Raw genomic sequence first — 12,092 nt, forward strand, 5'->3', positions numbered from 1 at the left:
CTGGCGCTGCTGGCAGGACAACACCACCTACGACCCCACCAAACATCGCGCCCTCCAGAAGCTGATCAACCACGATCAACCCGGGGCGGCTTGACACAGGGCAACTCATGCGTCCTCCCGACCCAGGACGAGTGTCGCGTTGCCCATCCTCGTGCTCAGCCAGCCGCCGGTGCCGTGGGCCAGCGCCAGGCTGCAGTCGCGGACCTGCACGGCGGGATGGGCTTCGCCCCGCAACTGGCGGACCGCCTCGATGATCTTGGTCATCCCGCCGCGGTTGGCCGGGTGGTTGTTGCACAGCGAGCCACCGTCGGTGTTGAACGGCAATCGGCCACCAGGGGCTTGTAATGCGCCATCCAACACGAACTTGCCGCCGTCACCCTTAGCGCAGAATCCCAAGTCCTCGAGCGCCAGCAAGACGGTAATGGTGAACGAGTCGTAGAGACCGACGTAATCGATGTCGGCGGGACGCACACGTGCTTCGGCGAACGCGTCCGCGCCTGAGCGCACCCCGCCGGTCACGGTGATGTCCTGCCAGCCGCCGCGAGTGTGTTCGACCGCCTCGCCATGCCCCAAGACCTTCACGCAGTCACGGTCCAGTGCGGCGGCGACGTCGTCCGCGACGACGACAAGCGCGCCGCCGCCGTCGGTGACCACGCAGCAGTCAAGTCGATGCAGCGGCGAGGACACCATCGCGGAGTTCACCACATCCTCGACCGTCACGACGTTGCGGAGCATCGCGTGCGGATTGTGCTGGGCGTGCGTGGATGCGGCCACCTTGATCTCGGCCAGCTGCTCGCTGGTGGTCCCGTACTGGTGCATGTGCCGTTGTGCGGCCAGCGCGTACAGTGCGCTGACGTTCGCGCCGAAGATCGGCTCGAAGGACTTCTCGGGAGGCTCACCCATCAGTTGGCCGGGCGCCCGCAACGACGTCGTGCGTGGGCGTCCGCCCAACGTGATGAGCGCGACCCGGCATTTGCCGGCGGCGATCGCCGCGGCTGCATGCCCGACGTGGGACATGTACACCGATCCACCCATATCGGAGCTATCCACGTAGCGGAGCTTGAGGGCGAGGTAGTCGGCCATCGCCAGCCCACCCAGCCCGGGCGCATCGCCCCCGCAGAAGTAGCCGTCCACGTCGGCAAGATCAAGGCCGGCGTCGGCCAGCGCGCCCAGCGCCACCTCAGCATGGATCTGCGGAATCGACTTGTCGGGCAGTTCGCGGCCCGGGTGTTCGTAAGCTCCGGCGATGAACGCCTTTCCCCTGACCGACATCAGACGAACGGGTTCGGCGGCGCCGCCTCGGTGATCGGACGGAATTGCGACTCCACCTCTTTGGCCATTTCATCCAGGTCCCACGGGCCGTCCGAGCGCAGGGTCACCAGCGGCTCGGGGTCGCTGTAGAGCGAGACCTCATAGCCCCGGGCGTGAATCACGTGACCGTTGAGCCAACCCGAGTGCTCGGAGGCCAAATAGGCCGCGATCGGGGCGATACTGTCGGGCGATAACTCATTCGCCCCCGAACTGTAGGCATCGTCTCGGATGGTGGCCGTCATCCGGGTCGCCGCGGCGGGCGACACGGCGTTAGTGGTGACGCCGTACCTGCGCAGCGCCACCGCACACGAGTAAGTCAGCCCGACGATTCCCATCTTCGCCGCCGAATAGTTGGGCTGCCCCGGCGCGCCATGCAGTCCGGCCCTGGAGGTGTAGTTGATGATCCTGTTCTGGGCATCGGGATCACCGATCTTGCGCCAATGCGCAGCAGCGGGCTTGATGGTGTTGAAATGCCCCTTCAGGTGGACCCTGATGACGGCGTCCCACTCCTCCTCAGACATGTTGAAGATCATCCGGTCACGCAGAATTCCCGCCACGTTGACCAGGACATCGAGTTTGCCGAACCGGTCAATGGTCGACTCCACCAGATCGCGGGCGGCTTCATGGTCGGAAATGTCGGCACCATTGGTCACCGCGGTGCCGCCGGCGGCCTCGATATCACGAACCAGTTCACTCGCGGGGTTGCCGTCGCTTTGCAGTCCACTCAGTGAAGCACCGATGTCGTTGACGACGACGGTCGCTCCCTCGCGAGCGAAGAGCTTGGCCACCGCCCCGCCGATGCCGCGGCCGCCCCCGGTGATGATGGCGACGCGTCCATCCAGAGTTCCCGAAGTATCCGCCGACGCCCGCTCGGCGATGTCGCGACTATTCATGGTGCGGCTCCTGTCTGAAATCACTCGCCCGGCGCATGGGCGCTACGTGGCCCGTCGCCGGGGACGACCCAGGCCCGGCCACGCATGCCCTGTCGAAATCTACATGAGATTGGTTTCTAAATCCTACGTAGATTTAGAACTGCACCGTTTCTATCCCGGACCTCCCTGCGCTGTCAAGCGCGTCACACTACGACCGCATTGTGCCAGGCACACGATGCGCCGACCGGTCAGGGCCTCGGCCGATCGACACCGCAGTCGGAGACTGTTTGGTGCTATAGAATCGGTTTTGGTTTAGACTCTCCCGGGAAGCGTGTAGGAGGTGCTGATCGTGGTGAAAGTAACGTACATACGGTCCGGCGGTGAAGAGGTCATCGTCGAGGTCACCGAGGGAACCTCGGTCATGCAAGCGGCGGTGGCCAACAACATTTCCGAGATCGTTGCCGAATGTGGCGGCACCCTGGCGTGTGCGACGTGTCACGTCTACGTTGACGACGATGATTTGGGCCGCCTCAGCGCGGCCAGCGCCGACGAGGAGGAGATGCTTGACTACACTGCCTCTCCCCGCCAGGCCAACTCCCGACTCAGTTGCCAGATCAAGGCGGGACCCGAACTGGACGGTCTCGTTGTGCGAGTGCCACCGACGCAGTTATGACCAGGACTTCCAGGACTTCCGAGACTTCCACCATCGTCATCGCCGGTGCAGGGCAATCGGGTTCCCATACGGCCGCCTCCTTGCGCGAGTTTGGGTTCAAGGGTCGGATCGTGCTTGTCGGCGACGAACCGTTCCTGCCCTATCAGCGGCCACCGCTGTCCAAAGGCCACCTCACCGGTGCATCTGCGCGCGAGAGCCTTTGGCTGCACCCTGGCAGCTTCTACGAGCAGCACGGTATCGAGCTACTGCTGGCCGAAACGGTGAGCAGCATCGATCGCACAAACTGCCGCGTCCAACTCCGCGGCGGCGCTTGGCTGGCCTACGACCACCTGGTGCTTGCGCTGGGTGCCCACAACCGCGCCCTGCCAGTCGCGGGAACCGAGCTCGACGGTGTCGTCGGGCTGCGAAACCTCGCCGAAGCCGACGACATCCGCGACCGGTTGGACCGCGCCCGCCACGTTGTGGTGCTAGGTGGCGGCTTCATCGGACTCGAGGTCGCGGCGACCGCGACCAGGCTCGGCCTCGATGCGGTCGTCATCGAGATTTCCGATCGCCTGATGGGTCGTGTGCTGTCTCCCCAGATGGCCGGCTTCCTCCTCGACGCTCACCGCTCCCGAGGCCTCGGCATCGAACTCGGCACCAGCGTGGCCGGTTTGACCGGCGCAGCCGGCCGGGTCAGCGCTGTGACAACGACCGAGGGCCGCGAATTCCCCGCCGACATGGTCCTCGTCGGCATCGGAGCGGTGCCGAACACCGACCTCGCCGAGGACGCCGGCCTTCGGATCGACAACGGGATCGTTGTCGACGAATACCTGGCCACCGACGACGACCGAATCTCTGCGGTCGGCGACTGCACGTCATGCCCCAACCGCTACGCCGGCGGGCTCCGGGTGCGCCTGGAGTCGGTGCACAACGCCACAGCACAGGCCCGCGTTCTGGCCGCCCGACTCGTCGGACGGCCAGAACCCTACGACAGCGTCCCCTGGTTCTGGAGCGATCAGGCCGACCTCAAGTTGCAGATCGCCGGACTCAGCACACAACCCGGCCGGGCCGTGCTTCGCGGAGACCCTGCCAGCGGTCGCTTTTCGGTCTTCTGCTTCCAAAACGACGTGCTACGTAGCGTCGAGTCACTCAACCGACCCGGCGACCACATGGCCGCCCGCAAATTGCTTGCTCTCGGCGATTGTCTGACCCCCGAGCAGGCCAACGACCTCAACTTTGACCTGCGCGCGCACATCACGGCCTCAACCGGCGAGCCTGAGGTCAGGGAGCACCGCGCACCGGCGCCGGGCTGACTCGGTTGCGGTCGACTCTCGGCAGGACTGGCTCGCATCGGACATCGCCCAGTCACCGCCGTCGACGGTCATCGCGGGCGACCACAAGACCCAGCTTCTCAAAGTCGAGCGTGGTTTCGGTGATGCCCCGCTCGCGCAACTTGAACTTCTGCACCCGGCCGTTGACGTTGACCGGAAGCGACTCGAGCACCTCGACGTACCGCGGAATCGCGTAGTAGGGCATTGACTTTCGGAAGAACTCGAACAATTCCCGCGGTTGAATCTCACATCCTTGGGCCAACACCAGGCAAACTTTGACGTCGTCCTCGCTGAGCTCGGAGGGTACGGCGTGCACGGCTGCTTGTGCGATCGAGGGATGGGCGACGATGGCCTGCTCGAGTTCGATCGAGGATACATTCTCGCCACGACGGCGCAACGAGTCCTTTTTCCTGTCGGCGAACCAGAAATATCCCTCGGCGTCGATACGGGCGCAATCCCCTGTGTGGTGCCAGAGGTTCCGAAATGTGCGTACCGTCGCCGCATCGTCGTTCCAATACCCAGAGAACATGCGGAACGGCTCGTCGGGTCGAACGATCATCTCGCCGGCCTCCCCCACCGCCACCTCACGGTCGTGATCGTCGACGATCTTCACCTGCAGCCCTCTGGTCAGCTTGCCCATGCTGCCGGGGTGGCGTTCATCACGCGGATCGCCCAGCAGCACCGGCCAGCACTCCGACTGGCCGAAAACCTCGGAAAACGGGGCTATTCCGAAGCGCTTCTCGAACTGCTCGATGAATTCAGGTGTCGACGGCGTGAAGGTGATGTGGCGCAGCTTGTGGTTGCGGTCGTCCTCGTGGGGCGGCTGGGCCATGATCGCCATGCCCATCGCTCCCATACCGAGCGCAGCAGTGGCACCGGTCTCCCGAATGCGTGCCATGTAGGTGCTTGCGTGGAACGCAGGCTCAACGATCGCCGATCCGCGAACAGCCAATGCCGCTGCGACGAGCCAGGTTTGGCCGCTGAAGTGGAACAGCGGAGTGGCTCCGAAGATGATGTCACCCTTCTCATACCAACCGTGCTCGACGAACACGTTGATGAGGTTGCAGTAGTAGCCGTGGGTGGTGGTGCAGCCCTTCGAGGGCCCCGTCGTGCCCGACGTGTAGACGATCGCACACACGTCGGCGGGGTCGATCTCTGGCTCCACAAGAGCTACACCGCAGTCCTGCAGCTGCGTGTAGTGCAGGTCGGGCTGAAGCGTTGCGTCCTGCGAGCGCTGCCCTACCAGCACCAGTCGCGGCCGCTCGGTGAGCGTCGCAAGGATCGGTGAGAGCAAGTCAACGGCTTCGCTGTCACCGATGTAAACCTTGGGGGACGTCTGAATAAGCTGGTGGTGCAGAAAATCTCCCCGCAGGTAGGTGTTGAGCGGGACCTGGATGGCACCTGCCTTGGCTACCGCATAGATGAGCACGATGTTCTCGATGCGGTTGGGCAGATTGATCGCGACCCGGTCGCCCTTGCCCACTCCCGCCGCCTGCAGTCCTGCAGCGACGCGATCGGACTGCTCGTCGAGTTCGCCGAGAGTGACCCAGTCGCTGTCACATTGGACGAAGGGCCGGCCGGGGTCCAGTGCAGCTTCCTCGCGCAGCCATGCGCCCAGGGTCCGTCCAAAGCGGTGATCATCGTGAGCCATTGGTCACTCCATTCGGGTTGGGTCGCGCACCGAGGATGAGCTCGGCCGCCCGTTCGCCGATCATCATCGAGGGGGCGTTGGTGTTGCCCGTGGTGATGGTGGGCATGATGCTGGCATCGGCGACGCGCAGGTTGGCGATGCCGTGTACGCTGAGTTCAGGATCGACCACCGCGAGGTCGTCGATGCCCATTTTGCAGGTCCCCACCGGGTGGTACGACGGTGTCACGGTGCGGCGCACGTACTGCTCCCAGTCGGCATCGGTGGAACACAGCGCCTCAGGTTCGAGCTGTCCGTCGGTGATCGCTGCCATCGCCGGCTGAGCCATCACGCGCTGCACTTCGCGCAACCCACGCACGCAGTCTCGCAGGTCGTCCAGGTCGGCCAGGAACTGGTAGGAGATGCGCGGCATGGCGTCAGCAGCCGATCCACGTAACGTGATCGATCCACGGGCGCGCGGCCGAAGGAAAGTCGAGGCCGCCAAAAATCCCTCCTCCTTGGCCGGTTGCACGTTGAACATTCCGTTCTCGTCAACTGCACGAGTGATGGCAAAAGGAACGAACTGCAGCTGCAGATCGGGAGCCTCGAGACCGGGATCGGTGCGCGCCATGCACTGCACCTGCACCATCGTCATCGCCAGCAGACCGCTGCCGTTGCGCACGTAGTCCATGAGCCCTTCGACGGCAGTGCCGATGCGCATCTTGTTGATCGTGGGGATCTTTGAGCGCCAGCGCTGCATCAGGTAGGGATGCTCGTGCAGGTTCTGGCCCACTCCGGGCAGGTGCACCACAGTTTCCACCGCGGCATCCGACAGCGCCGAATGAGGCCCGATGCCGGACAGCTGCAACAACCGGGGAGAGCCGATCGAGCCGGCACTGATCACCACTTCCTCGCGGGCCCTGGCCTGCGTGACCGTGCCCTGGTGCCGATACTGCACTCCGACTGCCCTATTGCCCTCCAGCACGATGCGATACACGTAGCTGTGGGTACGAACGGTGAGCTTGCCTTTGGGTGCGACGCTCCGAAGGTACTCCCGCGACGCTTGTGAGCGAGTGCCGCGACGATGATTGACCTGAGCCAACCCGACACCGTCCTGATAGGCGCCGTTGTAATCCGGGTTGGACGGATAACCCGCCTGCAGGCAGGCCTTCATGTACGCCATGTTGGCCTGACCGCGGTTGGTCTGCACGTTCACCGAAATGGGACCCGAACCACCGCGCAACTCGCTTGGACCACCCTCCCACGTCTCCATCCGTTTGAATGCGGGCAGGACCGAGTCGTAGTCCCAGCCGGTGCATCCGTTCTTGGCCCAGCCGTCGTAGTCGGCCCGGTTGCCGCGGACGAAAACGCACGAATTGATCGAGCCGCCACCGCCCATCACCTTTCCGGCCATCCAGGCTTCGGGATTGCCGGTGCGCGTCGGGTCCGGCTCAGCCGGGTATTTCCAGTTCACTTTCTGGTAGGCGATAGCGACGGCGGCAGGGATCCGAACGTCGATGCGCCGATCGCTACCGCCGGCTTCCAGCAGCAGCACGTCGGCACCGGCTCGAGCCAGCCGGGCCGCCACCACGGATCCAGAGGAGCCCCCACCAACGACGACGTAGTCGAAGTTGTCACCGCTCGTAGTCACCTGTCGGCCTTCCTTCCTGAACAACACCGAGGCCTAATAGCTCTTGGGCAGGCCGAGGACGTGTTGGCTGATGTAGGCCAAGATCAGCTCTTGCGGAATCGGTGCGATCTTCATCAGCCGCGCTTCGCGCCAGTACCGCGCGATGTGGTATTCCTCGGCGTAGCCGAATCCACCGTGCACCTGCATGGCCGTGTCCGCAGCCTGGAAGCCGGCGTCGGCGCCCAGCAACTTGGCCATGTTCGCTTCTGCGCCGCTGGGCAGCCCGCGATCCAGCATCCAGCCGGCACGCCGGGTGAACAACTCGGCGGCCTCCAGCCGGGCATGGGCCTCGGCCAGCGGGAACGCGACACCCTGGTTTTGGCCGATAGGTCTGCCGTACACCACGCGTTGGTTGGCGTAGCCGACCGCGCGGCGCAGTGCCGCCTGGCCGGTACCAATCGCCTCCGACGCGATCAGCACACGCTCAGCGTTGAGCCCGTCGAGAAGGTAATAAAAGCCCTTGTCCTGCTCGCCGACACGGTCGTCGACCGATACCACCACGTCGTTGTACACCGTCTCGCACGAGGACACCGCGTTGCGGCCGGCCTTGGCGATCGGGGTGATGGTGACGGCGGGGTCATGCAAGTCCACCATGAACAGAGTCAGCCCGTCGGTACGGCGCTTACACTGCTCGACAGGCGTCGTCCGGGCCAGCAGCAGCACCCGGTCGGCGTCTTGGGCCTTGGAGGTCCACACCTTCTGTCCGCGAATGACATACGAGTCGCCATCGCGGACAGCGCGGGTCTTGATGGCCAGTGTTTCGGTACCGGCGTCGGGTTCGGTCACCCCGAAGGCCACATGCAGGTCTCCGGAGGCGACTCGGGGAAGATACCGCTGCTTGATGTCCTCCGAGCCGTGCAGGATGAGCGGATGCATGCCGAAGATCGACAGGTGGATGGCGCTGCATCCGTTCATCGCAGCGCCGGACGCGGCGACCTCCTGCAGGATGACCGAGGCCTCCAGCAGCCCCCGCCCGCTGCCGCCGTAGGCCTCGGGTATCGCGATACCGATCCAACCGCCTTCGGCCAGCGCCCGGTAGAAGTCCCACGGGAACTCGTGGCGGCGATCGCGCTCGGCCCAGTAGTCGTCGTCGAACTTTGTGCAGATCGCGCCGATGCCCTCGCGTATCAGGTCAAGATCGGTGTCGGCCGAGAAGTCCACTTCTGACGCCCTCCCGTCACGGTTCAGCCGGCGCGCCCTGCACCGACTTCAGCTCGTAGAACTCGACCAGTCCGTAATGGCCGAGCTCCCGACCGTTGCCCGACTGCTTGTAGCCGCCAAACGGGGCCAGCATGTTGAAGAAGGAGCCGTTGATGTCCACCGCTCCGGTACGCATCCGGCGCGCGATTCGAAGCGCCCGGTCGTGATCGGCCGACCACACGGCACCGGCCAAGCCGTACTCGGTGTCGTTGGCGATGTGGACGGCATCGTCTTCGGTGTCGTAGGGCAGGATCGAAAGCACCGGCCCGAAGATCTCCTCACGGGCGATGCGCATGTCCTGACGCACATTTGAAAACGCGGTGGGCGTGACGAAAAACCCTGTCGGCACGTCTGTCGGCTCGTCGAGCCCACCGTAGATGAGGTCTGCGCCCTCAGCGATACCGACGCGGATGTAGTCGCGCACCCTGTCGCGCTGCGCGGCCGAAGCCAGCGGCCCCATCGTCGTGGACGGGTCCAGTGGATCTCCGAGTGTGTAGGCGGCCAGCCGGGCGCGGACGAGATCCTCCACCTGGGCGAGCTGCGTTCGGGAAACGAGCATGCGGGTCAGTGCCGTGCAGGTTTGGCCGGTGTTGGTGAAGCAGTTGGCCACCCCGACCTTGACCGCTTGAGCCAGGTCCGCGTCGTCGAGAATGATGTTGGCCGACTTGCCACCCAGCTCCAAGGCCACTCGTTTGACCGTGCGTGCCGCAACTTCCCCGATCCGCCGACCCGCCACCGTCGAACCGGTGAATGTCACCATGTCGACATCGGGGTGAGCGACGAGTTCCTCGCCCACAGTGCCCCCGCGTCCCGACACCAAGTTGAAAACTCCGGGCGGAAGCCCGATCTCGTCGATGATGTCGGCAACCACGAACGCGCTGAGCGGTGCGACTTCTGAGGGCTTGAGCACCACGGTGCAGCCGGTCGCCAAGGCCGCCGCGATCTTGCCCAGCACCTGCTGCAGCGGGTAATTCCACGCGGTGATCGCGGCCACGACGCCGATCGGTTCTCGCAGTACCAGCGAGTCACCGATGCGTTCTTGGAGCTCAAATCTGGCCATGAGGTCGCGGTAACTCTCCAGCACGCGGCGCGGTAGCCCGACCTGCACCGCCGTCGACACCCGCAGCGGTGTGCCGACCTCGCAGCTGATCAGCCGGGTCAGTTCATCGGCGCGGTCGTCGACCTTCTTGGCCAACAGCGTAAGGTACTGCAGCCGACTGTCGACCGTCGCTTGCGACCACGCCGGAAATGCCGCGCGCGCGGCCGCCACGGCATCCGCTACCTCGGGGGGCGTGCTATCGGGAACCCGGCCCATAACCGCACCGGTGATGGCGGACTGGACCTCGATGACACCGCCTGCGGAACGCCGCCAGCTTCCCCCGATGTACACCTCGTCGCGGTCGTGGATGCTCATGACGCCAGCCCGGGGGTCTTGGCATGTAGCTTGCGCATTTTGGCGATCCATTCGTCGTAGTCGGCGGCCTTGCCGCGGAAGTACTTCTCCACCTGCGGGTGGGTGAGAATGAGGAACTGTTCTTTTCTCATCCCTTCAACGACGCAGTCGGCCGCTTCCTCGGCGGTGATCGCGCCGGCCACCGCGAACCACTCGCCCTGTGCGCCGCGCAGCATGGCCGTACGCACGCCTTCGGCGACGACGCAGGACACCCGAATGCCGTTGCCCCCATAGTGGATCGACAGCCATTCGGTCAGTCCGAGAACGGCGTGCTTGCTGGTTGCGTAGGGAGCGTTGCCGAGCGCAGTCAAAAGGCCTGCCGCGGAGGCATTCTGGATGAGATAGCCAGAGGCCCGCTCAACCATATGCGGCAGAACCGCCCGTGCCGCGTAGACCTGCGGCATGACGTTGACATCCCATACCCGCTGCCACGCCTGGTTGGAGGCCCACGGGTTGCCCCGCTCGTGCAGCGGTGTCACGCCATCGTGCGGTTCGCCCCACAGCACTCCGGCGTTGGATACGAAGACATCGATGCGGCCGAACTCGGCGAGGGCGGTTTGGACGAGCTCGATAACTTGTGCTTCGTCAGAGACATCGGTGACGACACCCAAGCCGCCGATCTCCTCGGCGACGAGCGCGGTGCGTGGCGCGTCAATGTCGGCGACGACCACCGCGGCGCCAAGGGCGGCAAACCGCCGACACATCGCCTCCCCCATGCCGGCGGCACCACCGGTGACGACAATGACTTTGCCTGCTGGTTCCACCGGCTTAGGCCAGCTTCGTCAGTTTCGCCGCGTTGTCCCACATGACCTTGCGCTCGGAAACGGGATCGTTGAGCTCGGCGGCGACCTTCTCGTACTGGCGCGGCTCGGCCAGGCCCTCCGGGTGCGGATAATCCGAGCCGAACAGCACCTGGTCGACGCCCAGATACTTGACCACCTCCAGGAGGTTGTCCTCCCAGAACGGGGCCACCCACACATGCTCGCGAAACTGCTCAACGGGATCCGAGGCGAAGTAGCCCGGGCGTTGGAACCCGGCACGGTTGAGCCCGGAAATCGAAAGCGGCAGGAACTCCGCTCCGTTCTCCACCGAGGCGATGTTCAGGTTCGGGAAACGCTCGAAGAGCTTGTCGCACGTCACCGCCGCCAGATAGCTGGCGATCGCCCGCTCATGTCCGACGGCGATCTGCAGCGGGGAGGCGATCTCGCCGATGATGTTGGTGCGGTGTTCGACGTACTTGTCGAGGCCGGCGCCGCCGACCTCGCCAACGTGTACGACCGTGATGGCCCCGGCTTCCTCGAGACGGGCCCAGATCGGGTCGAAGATCTGATCACCGGGAGAACGCCACCCTCCGTCGGTGTAGGTAGCCTGTGCGCGCACCACGAAGATGCGTGCACCGTTGGCCAGCCCGTGTTCGACCTCGTCGATCGCGGCGGGGATATCCGCGAACGTCAGGTAGGGCGAACTGAAGATCCGGTCCTTGTAGTTGTAGCCCCAGTCATCAAGCAGCCAGCGATTGAAGGCTTTGAACGCCTGTGCGGCGGCTGGTGGATCGTACTGCAGCCCCTCTTCGTAGCCCATCGCCAGCGACGGCAGCATCCACACCGCCTGCAGGCCCTGCTCGTCAATCTTGGCCAGCCGGTCGTCACGGTTGCGGTAATGGCCCGGAATCGGTTCACGTTCGGACAGGATGTCGAGAAGCGAACGCTTCTGCGGATTGCCGCGGAAGTAGTCCGTCATCGCCCCCGGCTTCACGATGGGGTCGAAGGTGGGGTTGGTGACAGTACGGTCGATCTTGCCGCCGACGATCTGGCGGGTGCGGCCGTCGATGACCGCGGTCTGTACGGTGCGCTCGCGCCACGCCTTGGGGCAGTGCCGGGTAAAGGCGTCGAGAGGTTCGTAGTAGTGCTGGTCGACGTCCAGCACGGGGAGACGGTCAGTGCCAATCACGTG

General features: G+C 64.8%; 10 protein-coding genes. 2 read left to right on the plus strand and 8 right to left on the minus strand.

Features of this window, described 5'->3' with window-relative positions; all coding sequences use genetic code 11:
• Positions 1 to 105: 105 nt before the first annotated feature.
• Positions 106 to 1,272, minus strand: coding sequence for a thiolase domain-containing protein (locus ORI27_RS29710; RefSeq protein WP_266000745.1), 1,167 nt, complete (start codon positions 1,270 to 1,272; stop codon positions 106 to 108).
• Entirely contained in the window at positions 1,272 to 2,204 is a 933-nt protein-coding gene (locus ORI27_RS29715) for an SDR family NAD(P)-dependent oxidoreductase (RefSeq protein WP_266000746.1), read from the minus strand. Before ORI27_RS29715 ends, ORI27_RS29710 begins: the two co-directional genes overlap by 1 nt.
• A 328-nt stretch (positions 2,205 to 2,532) precedes the next feature.
• Here ORI27_RS29715 and ORI27_RS29720 point away from each other — a divergent pair, with 328 nt between their 5' ends.
• Positions 2,533 to 2,856, plus strand: coding sequence for a 2Fe-2S iron-sulfur cluster-binding protein (locus ORI27_RS29720; protein WP_266000747.1), 324 nt, complete (start codon positions 2,533 to 2,535; stop codon positions 2,854 to 2,856).
• On the plus strand, positions 2,853 to 4,151 hold the full coding sequence (locus ORI27_RS29725; protein ID WP_266000748.1) for an NAD(P)/FAD-dependent oxidoreductase: 1,299 nt from the start codon (positions 2,853 to 2,855) through the stop codon (positions 4,149 to 4,151). Before ORI27_RS29720 ends, ORI27_RS29725 begins: the two co-directional genes overlap by 4 nt.
• Before the next feature lie 52 nt (positions 4,152 to 4,203).
• On the opposite strand, the gene ORI27_RS29730 is transcribed toward ORI27_RS29725, so the two are convergent.
• Genes ORI27_RS29730 through ORI27_RS29755 form a run of 6 tightly spaced genes read right to left on the minus strand, consistent with a single transcriptional unit; the run spans position 4,204 to position 12,065 of the window.
• Complete coding sequence (locus ORI27_RS29730) at positions 4,204 to 5,820, minus strand: AMP-binding protein (RefSeq protein ID WP_266000749.1); 1,617 nt, start codon at positions 5,818 to 5,820, stop codon at positions 4,204 to 4,206.
• Entirely contained in the window at positions 5,807 to 7,447 is a 1,641-nt protein-coding gene (locus tag ORI27_RS29735) for a GMC family oxidoreductase (protein WP_266000750.1), read from the minus strand. Before ORI27_RS29735 ends, ORI27_RS29730 begins: the two co-directional genes overlap by 14 nt.
• 33 nt (positions 7,448 to 7,480) lie before the next feature.
• A complete protein-coding gene (locus ORI27_RS29740) occupies positions 7,481 to 8,647 on the minus strand; it encodes an acyl-CoA dehydrogenase family protein (protein ID WP_266000751.1) in 1,167 nt (388 codons plus the stop codon).
• A gap of 16 nt (positions 8,648 to 8,663) precedes the next feature.
• Complete coding sequence (locus ORI27_RS29745; protein ID WP_266000752.1) at positions 8,664 to 10,100, minus strand: aldehyde dehydrogenase family protein; 1,437 nt, start codon at positions 10,098 to 10,100, stop codon at positions 8,664 to 8,666.
• A complete protein-coding gene (locus ORI27_RS29750; RefSeq protein WP_266000753.1) occupies positions 10,097 to 10,903 on the minus strand; it encodes an SDR family oxidoreductase in 807 nt (268 codons plus the stop codon). Before ORI27_RS29750 ends, ORI27_RS29745 begins: the two co-directional genes overlap by 4 nt.
• Positions 10,904 to 10,907: 4 nt before the next feature.
• A complete protein-coding gene (locus tag ORI27_RS29755; RefSeq protein WP_266000754.1) occupies positions 10,908 to 12,065 on the minus strand; it encodes an amidohydrolase family protein in 1,158 nt (385 codons plus the stop codon).
• Positions 12,066 to 12,092 lie beyond the last annotated feature (27 nt).

This window comes from Mycobacterium pinniadriaticum (assembly GCF_026242045.1).
GTDB classification, from domain to species: domain Bacteria; phylum Actinomycetota; class Actinomycetes; order Mycobacteriales; family Mycobacteriaceae; genus Mycobacterium; species Mycobacterium pinniadriaticum.

Bases quoted from the DNA above. Each gene is read 5' to 3' on its own strand.
- ORI27_RS29710 (WP_266000745.1), bottom strand. From the start codon at position 1,272: ATGTCGGTCAGGGGAAAGGCGTTCATCGCCGGAGCTTACGAACACCCG.
- ORI27_RS29715 (WP_266000746.1), bottom strand. From the start codon at position 2,204: ATGAATAGTCGCGACATCGCCGAGCGGGCGTCGGCGGATACTTCGGGA.
- ORI27_RS29725 (WP_266000748.1), top strand. From the start codon at position 2,853: ATGACCAGGACTTCCAGGACTTCCGAGACTTCCACCATCGTCATCGCC.
- ORI27_RS29730 (WP_266000749.1), bottom strand. From the start codon at position 5,820: ATGGCTCACGATGATCACCGCTTTGGACGGACCCTGGGCGCATGGCTG.
- ORI27_RS29745 (WP_266000752.1), bottom strand. From the start codon at position 10,100: ATGAGCATCCACGACCGCGACGAGGTGTACATCGGGGGAAGCTGGCGG.